Here is a 15,679-nt window from a genome sequence, read left to right as displayed (position 1 = left end):
ACACCGCTGTGGAGGTCCCCCCGATGCGCCTGTCCCCCCGATCCCTGGTGACCGCACTCGCCGGAGCGCTCGCGCTCGGCGCCGCCGTCACCGCGCCCGCGTCCGCGGCACCCGCCGCGGACCTGCCGGTCGCCCCCTACATCGACATGGGCGCCTGGCCGACGCCCAGCATGTCCGCGATGTCCGCCGCGAGCGGGATCAAGAGCTTCACCCTGGGCTTCGTCACTTCCTACGGCTGCAAGGCGAGCTGGTTCGCCGCCTACGACCCGCGCACCAAGTGGCAGGCCGACGAGATCGCCAAGATCCGGTCCGCCGGCGGTGACGTGAAGATCGCCTTCGGCGGCGCGGGCGGCATCGAGCTCGCGCAGGCGTGCGGCGATGTGTCCTCTTTGGCCGCCGAGTACGACGCGGTGGTGAAGGCCTACGACGCCAAGTACATCGACATGGACATCGAGGGCGCCGCGGTGGCCGACCCGGTGTCGGTGCAGCGGCGCTCGCAGGCGTTGAAGATCGTGCAGCAGAACAACCCCGGGCTCAAGATCTCGCTGACGCTGCCCGTGCTGCCCAGCGGACTGACCACCGACGGCGTCAACGTGGTCAGCGCGGCCAAGAACGCCGGGGTCGACCTGGACATGGTCGACGTGATGGCGATGGACTACTACCAGGGCCCCGGCGACCAGGGCGCGAAGGCGATCTCGGCGGCGAAGGCCACACAGGCGCAGGTCAAGTCGGTACTCGGGCTGTCGGACGAGGCGGCCTGGCAGAAGATCGGCGTGACCCCGATGCTCGGCGTCAACGACTCGCGCAACGAGATCTTCTACCAGAAGGACGCGCAGGCGCTGGTGTCCTTCGCCGCGAGCGTCCACCTGGGCATGCTGTCGTTCTGGGAACAGGGCCGCGACGCCAACGCGTGCACCGGCGCGCTGTACAAGTGCACGAACATCCCGCAGTCACCCTACGAGTTCGCCAGGATCTTCGCCGGCTACCAGGGCTGACGCGAAGGTCCGTGGGGGCCTCCTTGAGGGACCTAGAGTCCCTCAAGGAGGCCCCCACGGACCGACCGCTCAGGGCTGTTCGGTGATGGTGAACTTGGTGGCGTAGAAGGCCAGGTGGTCCTTGATCGGGGCGACCGCGTCGTACGGCGCCTCGTAGGTCCAGACGCCGTTCTCCACCGTTTCGCCGTCGGCCGAGTAGCTGTAGTACGCGGCGTCGCCCTTGAAGGGGCAGTACGTCGCGTGGTCGGTCCGCGTCAGCACGTCGAAGTCGACGTCCGCGCGCGGGATGTAGTGCGCCGCCGGGTACGTCGACTCGCGCAGCGTCAGCGCGTTGCCGCTGTCGGCGACCACGCGCCCGCCCACGGTGACGACGACCCGGCCGGGGTTCGGCTCGACCGTGATGGGGTGGTCGGGCCCGGGAATCCGTACCTCTTTGTCCGCCATACCCACTGGCAGCGCCCGGGCCCGGCCGCTTATTCCCGTGCCTCAGGGCAGGTAGTACATCGGGTTGGGCAGCTTGACCGGCCGTTCGGCGTAGCCGCCTTCGAGGTCGCTGAACTGGTCACCGAAGTTGAGCACGATGTTCGCGCCAGACTTGGCGATGTGCGCGCGCGTGCCGGACTTGTACTGCACGGTGTTGCAGTTCAGCCCGCACGGCAGGTAGTCGGGCGCCTTCGTCTTCGGCTTGAAGAAGGCGTCGGCCGGGGCGGGGAAGCCTTCGTTCGCCAGGTTCTTCAGCGACTGCGGCCCCTGAAACTCGTTGCGCCCGGTCAGGAAGTAGATCTTGACGCCGCGCTGCGCGGCCCAGTTCGCCAGCTCCAGCACCGGCTTGTTCGGGCCGAACGTCCCGTTGTCGATCGCCTGCTGCTGTTTGACCGGATCGAACCCGAAGTCGTTGTCTGCCTCCCAGCCGTAGGTGATCTCGGCGGTGTCGTCGACGTCGAACACGATCGCCGGGTTCTTCACCTGGTCGGCCAGCCGCTTGGACAGGTAACGCTTGGCGTTCTCCACGACGCGCTTCGTGTCCGACACGAAGCGGCTGCTTTCGGAGTAGTGGTGCTTCCCCGACGCGTCGAGATAGTCGCCGTAGTAGGCCTTGACGTCGTTCTTGACCTGCCCGATGTTGGCGGGTTCCTTGGCACGGGCGGCACTCGCGTCGTCCTGCCCGGCCAGCGCGGACGCCCCGCCCGCGATCGTGGCGCCGACGGCCGCCGCGGCGGCGAGCTTGACGAGTCCGGACACACGGCTTCTGAACACGGCTTTCCTCCCAGCGTGACGACTGACCGGGAGAACGTACTACGGAATCCGCTCGGCGCGGCACAGGAAAGCGACCGGCGACCGGGCGATCCGGGTGAGCACCACGGAAGCCTCGGCCTTGCCCCGGGGTTTCAGCCTGCGACGCAGGGCGTCCGGATCGACGTCGAGGCCGCGCACGAGGATTTCCAGCCTGCCGACGTCGTGTCGCTTGAGGACGGTCCGCAGCGCCTTCTCCTGGTACGGACCGTGTTCGAGCACCCGGAAGGCGCGCACACCCGAAGGCGGGGTGTCACCGGTGAGGTAGGCGATCCGCTCGTCGAGCTGCCAGAGCCCGTGCCGGGCCGCGTAGTGCCGCACCAGCCCGGCCCGCACCACCGCGCCGTCGGGATCGACGATCCACTCCCCCGGTCCCTTGTGCGGCAGTTCGTCCGGTTCGGCGTCCGTGACCGTCCACTGTGTCCCGTCCGAACGCAGGACCGTCGCCCGGCGGGAGACGCCCTCGCCCAGCCCGCGCCACAGGCAGGCCTCCCGGACCTGACCGTCCAAAGAGACCAGTTCGACCTCCTCGGCCCACGGCGCGATCGCGAAGTCGAGACCGGGCGCGCACTTCACCGACAGCGGCCTGCCGGGGTACGCGTCGACGAGATCGTCCAGCGGAGGAAGGAAGTCCGCCGGTTTCCACGCGCGGCGCCCCGCCGAATCACGCCGGGCCGGATCGGCGACCACCACGGCGTCCCGGCTCACCGGACGCAAGGCGTCGGCGCGTACTAGCGCCGGGGAAACCCGGGCGGTTTCGGCGTTGTGCCGGGCCATCGCCAGCCGCACCGGGTCCACATCGGACCCCAGCGCCCGCCGCGCCACCCGCGAGATCTCGACCAGGTCCGCGCCGACGGAGCACGTCACGTCGTGGACGTCACGACCGTCCAACCGGGACGCCCGGTGCCGCGCCACCGCCGTCGCGCTCGCCTGCTGCAGGGCGTCCGAAGTGAACAGCCAGGACGTCGCATCATCCACTTTGGACGAGGATTTCCGGCGCAACACCAAGGTTTCCAGCACCGCACCGGCGTACCGCTCGCCGACGGCACGCCGTACGAAGCCGACGTCGGACAGCCGCGAGGAATCCGTCAGCGGCAGCGCGGCACACTCGTCGAGCGCCGCGCTTCCCGCGCCGGAGCGCAGGAAGGCGACGTCGTCGAGCGTGAACGCATAAGGCATCTACTACGAAGGACGCTTGGTCCCGGTGATCATCACGTTGTAGAACAGCTCACGCGGCAGCACCTTCGAGAGCAGCTTCTTGTCCAAAGCGGACAGCCGCAGCCAGAGGCGGTAGGCGAACAGGCGCCAGCGCAGCGTCAGCCGCTCCTGCGGCACGGCGGCCTCGAAGGTCCGGATCGGCCAGCCGGTCAGCGCCGCGGCGAACTCCTCGGTGACCGCGCGGACGTCCTGCGCCCCCGCACCCCGCGCCATCGACTCCAGTTCGGACGGGTCGAAGGTGTGGATGTCGACCACGGCCTCCAGCGCCGCCGCCCGCGAGGACTCGTCCAGTTCGGACTGCGGACGCCGCCAGCCCGACAGCGCGGGCAGCTTCGTCAGGTTCGTGGTGAGGTACCAGGTCAGCTGGCCGAGCTTGCGCGCGTAGAAGTCGCCGACCTTCGTCGGCTCGCCCGCGAACACGAACCGCCCGCCCGGCTTGAGCACGCGCAGCACCTCGGCGAACGCCGCGCGGACGTCCGGGATGTGGTGCAGCACCGCGTGCCCGACCACCAGGTCGAACGTGTTGTCGTCATAGGGAATGCGCTCGGCGTCGGCGACCCGGCCGTCGACGTCGAGGCCCAGCTTCTCGGCGTTGCGCAGCGCGACCTGCACCATCCCCGGCGAGAGGTCGGTGACCGACCCCTTCTTGATCACGCCGCCCTGCATCAGGTTGAGCAGGAAGAACCCGGTGCCGCTGCCCAGTTCCATCGCCGTCGGATACGGCTGGCCGTCCTCGCCCGCGACCGCGTTGAACACGTCGGTCGCGTACGAGATGCAGCGCTCGTCGTAGGAAATGGACCACTTCTCGTCGTAGGTCCCGGCTTCCCAGTCGTGGTAAAGCACGTTCGCCAGCTTCGGGTCGGCGTAGGCCGCCTGGACCTCTTCGGCGCTGGCGTGCGGGTTCGGGGCCGGATCGGAGACGGCCCTGTCGGCGGTGTCGGTCAAGGCGCTACTTCCCTTCGAAGGTGGCCTTGCCGGGGCCGTTCTCGATGAACGACTTCATGCCGTTCTTCTGGTCCTCGGTCGCCCAGAGCGCGGCGAACAGGTTCGATTCGAGCTTGAGCGCGTTGCCGAGGTCGGTGTCGAGACCGCTGTCGATCGCGGTCTTCGCGGCGCGCAGCGCCACGGCCGGGCCGTGCGCGAACTGGGCCGCCCACCTGTGCGCCTCGGTGTAGACGTCGTCGGGCGCGACGACCCTGTCGAGGATGCCGAGCGAAAGTGCCTCGTCGGCCTTCACGAACCGGCCGGTGAACACGAGGTCCTTGGCCTTGCTGGGGCCGACGAGCCGCGCGAGCCGCTGCGTGCCCCCGGCGCCGGGAATGACGCCGAGCTGGATCTCCGGCTGGCCGACCTTGACGTTGTCGCCCGCGACCCGCCAGTCCGCGGTGAGGGCGAGTTCGAGGCCGCCGCCGAGCGCGTAGCCGGTGATGGCGGCGACGACCGGCTTCGGGATCGACGCGATGAGCGCGAGCGAGTTGGTCAGCGCGGTGCCGAACTTCGAGATCTCCGGGTAGGTCCGGGTGGCCATCTCCTTGATGTCCGCGCCACCGGCGAAGGTCTTCTCGCCGCCGTAGAGGATCACCGCGCGGACGTCGTCGCGGTCGGTCGCCTCGCGCGCGGCGTCGGCGAGCTCGGCCGTCAGCTGGGCGTTCAGGGCATTGACCGGCGGCCGGTTCAGCCGGATCGTGCCGACCCCGTCCTCGACCTCCAGGGTTACGAACTCTCCCACGCCGAATCCTCCTCGTTGACGATCTGCCAGCAGGCTACCGGTCAGTAAACACAACTTACCGCCGCCGGGCGAAGAACCGGTCACCCGAACGCTGGAGAACCAGGTCCTGATCGAAGGTCTTGGACAGGTTCTCGCTGGTCACGACGTCATCGACGAGCCCGGACACGACGGCGTGCCCCTCGCGCAGCAGCAGCGCGTGGGTGAAGCCGGGCGGGATCTCCTCGACGTGGTGGGTGACCAGCACCATCGCCGGCGCCTCCGGGTCGAGCGCCAGCGCGGACAGCCGCGCGACCAGGTCCTCGCGGCCACCGAGGTCGAGCCCGGCGGCGGGCTCGTCGAGCAGCAGCATCTCCGGGTCGGTCATCAGCGAACGCGCGATCAGCGCCCGCTTGCGCTCGCCCTCGGACAGCGTGCCGAAGGTGCGCTCGGCGAGGTGCCCGATGCCCAGCGCGTTCAGTAGCTCCTGGGCGCGGGCGGTGTCGAGTGTGTCGTACGCCTCACGCCAGCGGCCGACGACCGCGTACCCGGCGCTCACGACGACGTCGAGCACCTTCTCGTCGCCGGGCACGCGCTGCGCGATCGCGGCGGAGGTGAACCCGATGCGCGGGCGCAGCTCGAAGATGTTGACCTTGCCGATGCGGTCGCCGAGCAGATCGACCGTGCCGCTGGTCGGGTGCAGCTCGGCCGCGGCCAGCCTGAGCAGCGTCGTCTTGCCCGCGCCGTTGGGTCCGAGCACCACCCAGCGCTCGTCCAGCTCGACGTTCCAGTCGAGGTCGGCGAGGAGGTCGTTGCCGTTTCGGCGTACGCCGACGCCGGCCATCCTCACCACGAGATCGTCAAGGTCGCTGGGCTGGATCGGCTCGCTCACGCGCCCATTGTGTCCGCTCACGCGCGCGCGTCTGCACCCGCCCGGTCGTCGGCGGCTCCATGCCTGGTCGAAGCGTCCAGCGACTGGGACGCGCCCCGGCGCGTGTGCTCGTTGTGGCATGATCGGGTCATGTCCGCAGCCGCGCCCGCACCCTCGGTGACCCGGGGTTCGTTCTGGCGCCGCCGGACCATCGACCTGCTCCTGGTCGCCTCCTGCGGGTGTACCGCCTCGCGGCACGCCTGAATCCCCCTCGCCCCGGCTCTTCGCCGCCGAGCGGGTGCGTGCCGCGCGTACGCCCGCCCGTCGCTACCCGAGGAGCCCGTCTTGACCACGTCCATCGCCCGTCCCGACGTCGAGATCCACCCGCGGCTGACCGATCCGCTGCTGGCCGACCTGCTGCACCCGAAGCGTCTGCTGTGGACACCGAGGGAGCTGGCGGATCTGACCGCCACCGTGACCACCGAGCTGACCGCGAACCTGCGCTCGATCCTGCGTTTCGACTCCGAGCAGCGCTGGTGGGCGCGGCTCGCGCTGACCGACGGCGTCGAGCTGTGGCTGCTTTCGTGGCTGCCCGGCCAGCACACCAAGCCGCACGACCACGGCGGCGCGTCCGGCTCGTTCACCGTGCTGCAGGGCGAACTCGGCGAGGAGTACCGCTATCCCGGCGGCCCGATCCGCCGCCGCACGCATGTCGCGGGCGAGGGCATCGGCTTCGGCGCCGGGCGGGCGCACCAGGTCACCGGCCTCGGCACCGAACCGGCCGCCAGCGTCCACGCCTACTCGCCGCCGCTCGTGCCGACCCGCGACTACACCTCGCTGGCCGAGGTCCCGCCCGAGATCCCGCCGCTCCCGGCGCTGGTGCGCCCGTGACGGGTGTCGACGACCTGCTGACCTCCGCGCGGGCCCAGCTGGATCGCGTGGAGCCGGAGCGGGCCCGGCGGCTCCAGGCCGAGGGCGGGCTGATCGTGGACATCCGCCCGCACGCGAACCGCCTGGCGGAGGGCGAGATCCCGGGCTCGGTCATCGTCGAGCGCATCCACCTGGAATGGCGGCTCGACCCGGCCGGCGAGTGGCGGCTGCCCGAGGTCCGCGCCGAGCTGCCGGTGATCGTGGTGTGCAACGAGGGTTACGCCTCCAGCCTGGCCGCCGCGGACCTCCAGCGTCTCGGCCTTTCGCGGGCGACGGACCTCGTCGGCGGCTATCGCGCGTGGCGGGCCGCGGGGTTGCCGGTGCGTCCCGGCGGCAGCCCCGCCGTTCCCTAAAGGACGCCTTCAGTGCGTTGGGCGCGCTGAAGGACGCTTTCAGTGCGCTGGATGCACCGAAGGCGTCCTTCAGCACTCCCAGCCACCGAATCATCGAACGTCTCGAACGGAGCGGCCGGGCATGTCCCGAACGTCCGTGAAGGCCTCCTTCACAGCGCTCAACGCTGTGAAGGAGGCCTTCACGGCACGACGACACCTTTGCCACCCGTCCTTTTACGTTCCTCCTCCTCGTCGCGCAGGTCGGCGTCGGCCTGCGCGATGGCCTCGTCGAGCGCGTCGCGGAAGTCGGCGATTTCCGCGCCGCCGTCCAGGCTGAAATCGCCGCAGCCCGGGAGCCAGATCACGATCCGCCCCCGGTTGACCTCCAGCACGCACACGGCGTTGGAGAGATCCTCGTCCGTACAGCGCACGAGCCATTCCCGGCGCGGCACGGCACTCTTGATCATGGTTTCCGGCATGTCCTTCCCCTTTCGAGTGATCCCAGGTCGTGGCAGGCCCCTTCTCCCGCCGACAGTTGCTAGCCTGAACCTGAAGCCCTTAATTTGCAACTGCTGTAGAGCAATTGACTCGAACAGGTGATGGCCTTGCCGATGACTCCGACCGTGCGACTGAAGTTCCTCTCGATCTACATGCGGGAGGCGCGGAAGGAAGCAGGCGTCGACATGAAGGACGCCGCCAAGCTTCTCGGCCGCGACACCACGCGGGTCACGAAGATGGAGAAGGGCCGCGAGGGCCTCACGCCGGGCGACGCCAAGATGCTGCTCGACCACTACGACGTGCACAGCGACGAGCAGAAGGCCGCCATCGTCGAACTGGCGCGGACCCGCAGCCAGCGCGGCCGCTGGTCGGGTCACCGCGCCGCCGTCCCGCTCCAGCAGCGCGCCTACTACGACTTCGAATGGGACGCGAACCGCATCCAGCACTACGGCGCCGAGATGGTGCCCGGCCTCCTCCAGACCGAGGCGTACATGCGCGCCATGTTGGCTCGCGCCATTCGTGTCGAGTCGGACGAGGTCGATGACGTGATCACGACTCGCTTGGAGCGTCAGGAGGTACTGTTCCGACAGCGGCCCGCGACCGCCAACTTCGTGCTCAGCGAGAGCTGCCTGCGCCGGATGGTCGGTGGCAACGCGGTGATGCACGAACAACTGAAACATCTCGCGACCATCGCCCGGCGGCCGAACGTCCAGCTCCAGGTCCTGCCCTTCGACGCACCAGGCAATGCCAGCACGTTCGGCTTCACCATGCTGCGCATCCCCGCACCCACCGCGTCGGCGCAACCGCTGGAGATGGTCTACGTGGAGAACCTGCACGACGCGGACTACCTCGACGGCATCGCAGAGGTGTCGGACTACGCAGCGTTGTGGAGCCGCCTTACCGCGAACGCGTCAGGTCTCGACAAGTCTCGGCGGCTTATCCTGGAGATCGCCCAGACTTACGAGTAACAACGAAGGACGGTCCCCATGTCCCCCGACTTCTCCACGGCCACCTTCAGGATTTCCACCTACACCGAGGAAAACGGTACCTGCGTCGAGGTCGCCACCATCCCGGGCTATGCCGCAGTCCGTGACACGAAGGACCGCGCCTCCGGCCACCTCACCGCATCCGCCGCGAGCTTCACCGCCCTCCTCACCACGCTGAAGGACTAACCACCGTCAGACTCCAGCGCGCGGAGGCGTTCTCGCAGTTCGGGCGCCTGGTGGTAGTCGAAGTGGTCGAAGATGGCCAACGCTTCGCGCCAGCACGTGATCGCCCTCGCGGTGTCACCGGTGTGCCGCAGTGAATCGCCGAGGGTGTCGAGGATGAAGGCGTGGTTGCGCGGGTCCCGGACGACGGGTTCGATGCGGAGCGCCTTCTCGCACAGCTCGATCGCCTCGGCGTGCGCACCGGCGCCCTGCCTGGCCTTCGCCATGTAGTGCAGGATGTACGCCTCGACATCACGATTGCCGGATTTCCGGTGGAGTTCGAGGCTGCGTTCGGCGTGCCGGAGTGCCTGCGCGAAGTCGCCCAGCCCGGTGCACACCGCGCTGAGGTTGAATTCGATGAAGGCTTCCAGGTATCCGAACTGTGCGCCGGGGCTGAGCGGGAGCGCCGCCCGCAGGTGTTTTCCCGCCTCCACGTACTGCCCGTGTTCGACGTACGTGTGGCCGAGGTTGCTCAGCGCCTCAGCCTGGAGCCAGGCGTCACCGAGATCGCGAGCCAGTGTCAAAGCGGCTTGGAAAGCATCGTCGACCTCCTGCCACTGGGCGACGTTGCGGTGTGTCGTGCCGAGCCGCAGCAGCAGGAAGTATTCGGCGATCCGATCGCCGATCCGGCGAGCCGCCGCCAGGCCGAGACGACAGGCGTCGAAAGCGTCGCTCCAGTGTCCCTGTACCAGCAGGGGAAGCACGGAAAGGTCCGCCATGAGGACAGTGAGGTGCGGAAGGTCATGACGGGCGGCGGCGCGGACGGCGGCGATGAAGTTGAGGTATTCGTCGGTGATCCACCGGTATGCCTCGACGGCGCCGGGGAAGGCGATTTCCGGGCTGGCCCGGGTTTTCAGGCCGGCTCCGGCATGCCAGCCGTCGAGCGTGGGAATGATGACCCGGTGGACGCTCCTGATGTGATGGGCGTACCACTCCAGGAGAACACGACGAGCGTGGTCGCGGTCCTCGGGAGCATCGTCGGTGTTGGCGCGCTCGGCCGCGTAGGCACGGAGAAGATCGTGTAACCGGTAGCGGTCCCGGGCCACCTGCTCGATCAGATGACCTTCCGCGAGCGCGTCGAGCAGCCGTCGCGCCGCCACCACGTCGAGACCGGCAGCCGCCGCGGCGGCGTGGAGGCTGATCTCGGGACCCGGATGCAGCCCCAGACGTCGGAACATCCGTGCCTGTTCGGCGGAGAGCCGGCGGTAGGACCAGTCGAACACCGCGCGCACGGCGGTGCGCTCGTCGGTCGCGACGCTCAACGCCTCCCAGCGCCCCTGTTCGCTGTTCAGCTCGGCCACCAGATCGGCGACCGTGAGGTACGGCTGGGCGGCGACACGCCCGGCGGCGATCCGCAACGCCAGCGGCAGCTGGGCGCACGCCCGGATCAGCTCGGCCACCGCCCCCGGCTCCGCGTCGGCCCGTTGCGGGCCCAGCACCGCCCGCGCCAGCTCCAGCGCTTCCTGCTCGGTGAACAGATCCACGGTGATCCGGGTCGCGCCCTCCCCGATCGCCAGCCCGGTCAGCCGGGACCTGCTGGTCACCACCACGCATCCCGCGCCACCGGGCAGCAGGGGCCGGACCTGCTCGGCGGCGTGGGCGTTGTCCAGCACGATCAGCACCCGCCGCTCCGCCAGCACCGACCGGTACAGGCCCGACCTGGCCTCCACCCCGACGGGGATCCGCTCGGACGGCACGCCCAGCGCGCTGAGGAACCCGGCCAGCACTTCGTCGGGGGTGGCCGGTTCGCCGGGGCCGTAGCCGCGCAGATTGGCATACAGCGTGCCATCGGGAAAACGGTGCTGAACCCGGTACGACCACCGGATGGCCAGCGCGGTCTTGCCCACCCCCGCCGCGCCGTCCACCGCCGAGATCACCACGTCGCCGCCGGGGCCGTCGTCCCCTGGCAACCAGGAATCGAGCGCGGCCAGGTGATCGGCACGACCGGTGAAATCCCGGAGCGCCAACGGCAGCTGACGGGGCACTATCGGCTGCTCGTCGGCCGCGGGGCCGCCCACCCAGACGTCCCCCATCGCCCCGGACTGCACGAAAAGGCTGTTCGCCGCACCACCGGCAATGTTGTGCACGCTCGGCTGACCGCTCACCCGAAGCAGTCTGTCATCTCGACCGGCGACTTCGGGGGATGATCCGCCAAGACCACACCTACGGATCACGCTCACCGGCGTCGCCGGGCAGGGCGGCGAGCGCGAACAGCCCGGCCGCGAACACCAACCACCTGCCGAGCGCGGGACACCGTCGCCCCGTCACTCCGAAGACTCCTTACGGCGTAACGATTCATGAGGCCAACCAGGAGCGATTATGACCGGCGTCACACAGGCAACCTTCGGGACCCCCAGCCGCGTCAGGTGATTATCAGGGGGGTACCCGGCCGGCGGCGACGCCACGGACATGGGGCAAGAAACGTCGATATCGACGTTTCTTGTCGTGTCGGTGTCGAACAACGCGGCTATTTCCGGTTTCTCCGTCTGATTCTCATTCTTTCGCTGGTTCACCCAGCAATGCCACACGACGACTGATCGATGCCTTCACCGGAAAGTTGACGCCATGAAACCAGCGCTCGCCCGCCACGCCAAGCTGGGTTCCCTCGTGGGGAAAACCGTTACCGCACAAAGACTCTGGGCGTACCTGGGACTGCTCACCGTCACCCTGCTCAACGTCATCTCGCACGCGAACCTGGAACCCGGCGCCCACCGCAAAGCCTGGGGCGACGCGGTGAACTACTACCGGATGTCCGAACAAACCGGCGCCCCGGTGGACAATCCCTTCGCGCTCCGGATGCTCAGCCCGTGGCTGGTACACCGCGCGCACCTGCTCACCGGGGTCTCGCTCGACACGCTCTGGCTCGGCCTGACGGTCATCTTCACGTTCGCCGCCCTCGTCGTGTTCTTCGAATTCCTCTGGTCCCGCCTGAACGTGCGGCTCTTCACGGCCGTGCTGATTTCGATCGCGCTGGCCTGCACGTTCTGGTACGCGCCATACGCTTTTTCCAACCCGTATCTGGTGGACCCGCTCAACAACCTGGCCTACGTCTGCGCGCTCTACGCCGCTTTCGATCGCCGGCTGGTACTGTTCACCGCGATCATCGTTCTCGGCTCACTCAACAAAGAAACCACACTGCTGCTCGCGCCCCTTTATCCGTTGCTGGCCTGGTCGCGCAGCCGCACCCTGCGCGATCGCGGCGTACTCGCCGGAGCGGCCGTGATGGTCGTCGCGGGCGGCGTCTACTTCGGCTACCGGCTCTGGGCACAGCACCTGATCGGCGGCGACTACGGGTTCGGCGCCGGACAGGCCAACGGAAGCCTGCTCGGCAACATCCAGTTCGCACTGTCGGCGAACAAGGGAACCGACCAGCTCGAACTGTTCACGACATTCCACTTCTTCTGGCTGGTCTTCGCCTACGGGCTCTATCAGCTCTACCGGCGGCACGGCCTGCGCAGCGAGCTGCTGGTCGCGAGCATCTGGGTGTTCGCCTGCTGTGTCGCCGGAAGGCTGGTCGCCACCGACACCACGCGCGTGTTCGTCATGATGGCCCCGCTCGTCCTCGGCGTCACCGCGCTCGTGCTCGACAAGCACCGCGACGAACGCCGACAGCACTGGGTCGGACTGCTCGTGTTCCTTTATCTCGCCGTCAGTCTCCGCTGGGTCCCCGCCCCGGCGAGCTTCTTCCTCGATGTCGCCGGCGCCGGCGTCTTCGTCGCGCTCATCACCTTCCCGGTACGGCTGCCCGGCACGCCGCCACCGGTAGCCACGCCCTAGCCGGACCCGCCGCTCACGTCCCGCTCGCCGACGGGCCGTCGCGCCGACCAGTAGGCGAACACGGCGTCGCTGAGTTCCTGAACCCGACTCGTCGCGAGCCTGTGGCACGGGCGGCGGCGCGCCGAACTGGCCCAGCTCGCCTACGCCCAGTGGGAGCGAGCCCGCCATCTGGAGGAGATGGTGCTCCGTGCCCAGCCCGCCGTCGCGAGGCCGCCGCTCGGCCACGGGCCGCGTCCCTACCCGTGAGCTTCTCGCGCCTGGACACACCAAGATCCCCTTGCCCTCGTCTTGGCCGTGGCCGATGCGCCCCAATGTGGCGTTCGGTGCGTCCAACGCACCGAACGCCACATTCGCTGCGTGGAATGGGGGCTGGGCGCGGAGCGTCTCCGTTGAGGGTGGTGGTGGGGGCAAGGAGTGGAGCACCCAATGCCACATTGGGGCGCTCGACCCCGTGAACGGCGCGCGCTACCCGGCGAGCGCGGGGACGACTTCGCGGGTGAACAGGTCGATGCCCGACCGGTCGTAGGCGGCCTCGGCGAAGTTCAGGATCGCGTAGGTCATGCCCAGCTCCCGCATCCCCGCGAGCCGTTCGGCGATCCGCTCCGGCGTGCCCACCGTCGGGCTGTTCGCGAAGTTGCCGAGTGCCCGTTCCAGTGCGTCGGCCGGGATCAGCGGCTCGTAGTGGGACCGGATCCAGGCCAGCCGGTCCTGAACGTCCTTTTCGGACTCGCCGATCACCACGTTGAAGTTGGCCGAGCGGGTGATCGCGCCGAAGTCGGTGCCCAGATCGGCGCAGTGCCCGGCCAGGATGTCCGACTTGCGCCGGAACTCCTCCGGCGCGTTGCTGAAGTTGGTGTACCTGGCGTACCGCGCGGCGATCCGCAGCGTCTTCTTCTCGCCGCCGCCCGCGATCCACAGCGGCGGCCCACCCGCCTGCGGCGGCAGCGGGCGCAGCAGCGCGCCGTCGGTGCGGTAGTGCCTACCGTCCAGTGTGGACGTACCGGTCGTCCAGAGGTCCCGCATGATCCGCACGCCCTCGTCGAGCATGCCGAGCCGGTCCCCGGCGCTGGGGAAGCCATAGCCGTAGGCCCGCCACTCGTGCTCGTACCAGCCCGCGCCGATGCCCATCTCGACGCGGCCGCCGGAGATCAGGTCGGCGGTGGCCGCGACCTTCGCCAGGTACGCCGGGTTGCGGTAGCCCATGCAGGTGCACATCTGGCCCAGCCGGATCGTCGAGGTCGCGGCGGCGAAGGCCGAGATCAGCGACCACGCCTCGTGCGTGGCCTCCTCGGTCGGCACTGGGACGGTGTGAAAGTGGTCATAGACCCAGATCGACTCGAAGGGTCCCTCCTCGGCGTGCCGGGCGAGGCCGAGCATGGTGGTCCAGTGGTCCGCGGGGTCGATGCCGGCGAGGTCGAGCCGCCAGCCCTGCGGTACGAAGAGTCCGAAGCGCATGCCCCAACCTAAGCCACGGCGTCGGGAAAGTTTCGCGGACGGCGACGCAACCCGGGCCGCTATATATCGTCTTCTGATATATGTGGACCCATGGCGGAGCGGAGCATGTCCGAACAGACCTTCCTGGTGCTGACCGCGCTGGCGGACGAGCCGCGGCACGGCTATGGGGTCGTCCAGCGGGTCCAGGAGCTGTCCGATGGCCGGGTGCGGCTACGGGTCGGCACCCTCTACGGCGTGCTGGACCGGCTGGTCGCGGACGGCTGGGCCGAGCCGGACCGGGAGGAAATCCACCAGGGCAGGCTCCGGCGGTACTACCGGCTGACCGGGGCGGGCGAGACGGCGCTGGCCGAGCAGACCCGCCGGCTGGCCGCGAACGTCGACGCCGCCAGTGCGGTCCTGCGGGCCCGCGGTCATTGGCCCCGATCCGCGGAGGTGCGGGCATGATCGACGCCGAGGTCCGGTACCGCGCGCTGGTGCGGGTGCTCCCGCCGTGGTACCGCGCCGAACGCGGCGACGAGATGGTCGGCACCCTGCTCGACCTGCACGACGAGCGAGCCCGCGCGGCGTTGTGGAGCGAGCTGTGGGCCATGCTGGCGCTGGGGGTGCGCACCCGGCTGGCGGCCAGGGCCGCACCCGTGCGCGCGGTCGCCCTCGGTGATCTGGTGCGGCAGGTCGCGCTCCTCGGCCTGCTCTGGGGCGTGCTCAAATCCGCCTGCGGCGTCGGAAACACACTCTGGACGCTGTTCAGGTTCTCCAGCTACTACCCCGGGAACTTCCGCGCGACGCTGACGGCCGACCTGGGCAAGGACCTCGTCCTGCTGGCGGCCGCGCTGATCCCGCTCGCGCTGCTGGCGGACGGGTGGCGCCGCGCGGCGCGGATCGCCGCCGGGGCGATACTGGCCGCGGGCGCGATCTGGTTCCTGGCCAGGCACTCGGCCGATCTCGGCCCCGAACCGATCGCGTACTACGCGCCACAGTGGCTTCCGCTGGTGCTGGCGCTGGCCGCCTTCCACGTCGACGCCCCGCTGCCACCCGCGCGGCCGTGGTGGTGGGCCATCGGCGGCAGCCTGGCCCTCGCTCCCGTCCTCGCGCTCAGGTTCGGCCTCCCGGTCGATCTGGCCCAGCTCGACGGACTGTCCCCGCTCGTCTGGCTGTGCTCGCTCGCCGGAGCCGGCTACCTGTTGTTCCGGCACCGCACCGGACCACGCCCGGCGTGGACGCTGGCGCTGGCCCTGTGCATCGCACTGGTGCTGATCCAGAACCTGGTGCTGAAAAACGGGGTCGTCCCGTTCGACGCGATGGTGATCGCGCAGGTCTGCTGCGCCGGGGCGATCGTCGTGGCACTGACCGCCGTCGGAATCCGTGACTACCGCCGGACCGTCGTGAATCGCTGATTC

17 protein-coding genes are annotated in these 15,679 nt (G+C 69.3%); 8 read left to right on the top strand and 9 right to left on the bottom strand.

What is annotated here, in order from left to right; translation table 11 throughout:
- Positions 1 to 23 precede the first annotated feature (23 nt).
- Positions 24 to 995: a chitinase gene (locus ABD987_RS08680; RefSeq protein ID WP_345388940.1), complete on the top strand. Its 972-nt coding sequence runs from the start codon at positions 24 to 26 to the stop codon at positions 993 to 995.
- Positions 996 to 1,064: 69 nt separating this feature from the next.
- Here the strand turns inward: ABD987_RS08680 and ABD987_RS08675 are convergent, their stop codons facing one another.
- From ABD987_RS08675 to ABD987_RS08650, 6 genes are read right to left on the bottom strand one after another with little or no spacing between them, the layout of a single operon-like run.
- On the bottom strand, positions 1,065 to 1,439 hold the full coding sequence (locus ABD987_RS08675) for a DUF427 domain-containing protein (protein ID WP_345388938.1): 375 nt from the start codon (positions 1,437 to 1,439) through the stop codon (positions 1,065 to 1,067).
- Between the two features lie 42 nt (positions 1,440 to 1,481).
- Positions 1,482 to 2,252: an HAD family acid phosphatase gene (locus ABD987_RS08670; protein WP_345388936.1), complete on the bottom strand. Its 771-nt coding sequence runs from the start codon at positions 2,250 to 2,252 to the stop codon at positions 1,482 to 1,484.
- Between the two features lie 39 nt (positions 2,253 to 2,291).
- Positions 2,292 to 3,467 carry a class I SAM-dependent methyltransferase gene (locus ABD987_RS08665; RefSeq protein WP_345388934.1) on the bottom strand — a complete coding sequence of 392 codons (1,176 nt, stop codon included), beginning with the start codon at positions 3,465 to 3,467 and terminating at the stop codon, positions 2,292 to 2,294.
- Between the two features lie 3 nt (positions 3,468 to 3,470).
- The gene (locus ABD987_RS08660; protein WP_345388932.1) at positions 3,471 to 4,451 is read right to left on the bottom strand and encodes a class I SAM-dependent methyltransferase; all 981 of its coding nucleotides are present in this window, start codon (positions 4,449 to 4,451) and stop codon (positions 3,471 to 3,473) included.
- A gap of 4 nt (positions 4,452 to 4,455) precedes the next feature.
- A complete protein-coding gene (locus ABD987_RS08655) occupies positions 4,456 to 5,235 on the bottom strand; it encodes an enoyl-CoA hydratase/isomerase family protein (protein WP_345388930.1) in 780 nt (259 codons plus the stop codon).
- A 55-nt stretch (positions 5,236 to 5,290) separates the two neighbouring features.
- Complete coding sequence (locus ABD987_RS08650) at positions 5,291 to 6,103, bottom strand: ABC transporter ATP-binding protein (protein ID WP_345388928.1); 813 nt, start codon at positions 6,101 to 6,103, stop codon at positions 5,291 to 5,293.
- A gap of 324 nt (positions 6,104 to 6,427) precedes the next feature.
- On the opposite strand from ABD987_RS08650, the gene ABD987_RS08645 reads away from it, so the two are divergent.
- Together ABD987_RS08645 and ABD987_RS08640 are read left to right on the top strand one after the other, a co-directional pair.
- Complete coding sequence (locus tag ABD987_RS08645) at positions 6,428 to 6,973, top strand: cysteine dioxygenase (protein WP_345388925.1); 546 nt, start codon at positions 6,428 to 6,430, stop codon at positions 6,971 to 6,973.
- A complete protein-coding gene (locus tag ABD987_RS08640) occupies positions 6,970 to 7,365 on the top strand; it encodes a rhodanese-like domain-containing protein (RefSeq protein ID WP_345388923.1) in 396 nt (131 codons plus the stop codon). Before ABD987_RS08645 ends, ABD987_RS08640 begins: the two co-directional genes overlap by 4 nt.
- A 179-nt stretch (positions 7,366 to 7,544) precedes the next feature.
- On the opposite strand, the gene ABD987_RS08635 is transcribed toward ABD987_RS08640, so the two are convergent.
- Entirely contained in the window at positions 7,545 to 7,823 is a 279-nt protein-coding gene (locus tag ABD987_RS08635) for a hypothetical protein (protein ID WP_345388921.1), read from the bottom strand.
- Positions 7,824 to 7,955: 132 nt separating this feature from the next.
- Here ABD987_RS08635 and ABD987_RS08630 point away from each other — a divergent pair, with 132 nt between their 5' ends.
- Positions 7,956 to 8,810 (top strand): helix-turn-helix domain-containing protein, encoded by an 855-nt coding sequence (locus ABD987_RS08630; RefSeq protein WP_345388919.1) that lies wholly within the window; start codon positions 7,956 to 7,958, stop codon positions 8,808 to 8,810.
- An 18-nt stretch (positions 8,811 to 8,828) separates the two neighbouring features.
- Complete coding sequence (locus tag ABD987_RS08625) at positions 8,829 to 9,014, top strand: DUF397 domain-containing protein (protein ID WP_345388917.1); 186 nt, start codon at positions 8,829 to 8,831, stop codon at positions 9,012 to 9,014.
- Here ABD987_RS08625 and ABD987_RS08620 read toward each other — a convergent pair.
- Positions 9,011 to 11,155 carry an ATP-binding protein gene (locus ABD987_RS08620; RefSeq protein WP_345388915.1) on the bottom strand — a complete coding sequence of 715 codons (2,145 nt, stop codon included), beginning with the start codon at positions 11,153 to 11,155 and terminating at the stop codon, positions 9,011 to 9,013. The genes ABD987_RS08625 and ABD987_RS08620 overlap by 4 nt on opposite strands.
- A 460-nt stretch (positions 11,156 to 11,615) precedes the next feature.
- On the opposite strand from ABD987_RS08620, the gene ABD987_RS08615 reads away from it, so the two are divergent.
- A complete protein-coding gene (locus ABD987_RS08615; RefSeq protein WP_345388913.1) occupies positions 11,616 to 12,827 on the top strand; it encodes a hypothetical protein in 1,212 nt (403 codons plus the stop codon).
- 465 nt (positions 12,828 to 13,292) lie between these two features.
- Here the strand turns inward: ABD987_RS08615 and ABD987_RS08610 are convergent, their stop codons facing one another.
- The gene (locus ABD987_RS08610; protein ID WP_345388911.1) at positions 13,293 to 14,282 is read right to left on the bottom strand and encodes an LLM class F420-dependent oxidoreductase; all 990 of its coding nucleotides are present in this window, start codon (positions 14,280 to 14,282) and stop codon (positions 13,293 to 13,295) included.
- A gap of 105 nt (positions 14,283 to 14,387) precedes the next feature.
- Here ABD987_RS08610 and ABD987_RS08605 point away from each other — a divergent pair, with 105 nt between their 5' ends.
- Entirely contained in the window at positions 14,388 to 14,726 is a 339-nt protein-coding gene (locus tag ABD987_RS08605; protein ID WP_345388909.1) for a PadR family transcriptional regulator, read from the top strand.
- A complete protein-coding gene (locus ABD987_RS08600) occupies positions 14,723 to 15,676 on the top strand; it encodes a hypothetical protein (RefSeq protein WP_345388907.1) in 954 nt (317 codons plus the stop codon). Before ABD987_RS08605 ends, ABD987_RS08600 begins: the two co-directional genes overlap by 4 nt.
- Positions 15,677 to 15,679: the final 3 nt, after the last annotated feature.

Source organism: Amycolatopsis samaneae, assembly GCF_039541975.1.
GTDB classification, from domain to species: domain Bacteria; phylum Actinomycetota; class Actinomycetes; order Mycobacteriales; family Pseudonocardiaceae; genus Amycolatopsis; species Amycolatopsis samaneae.
The sequence above is the reverse complement of the archived record's forward strand: the minus strand, read 5'-3'. Positions and strand labels throughout refer to the sequence as shown.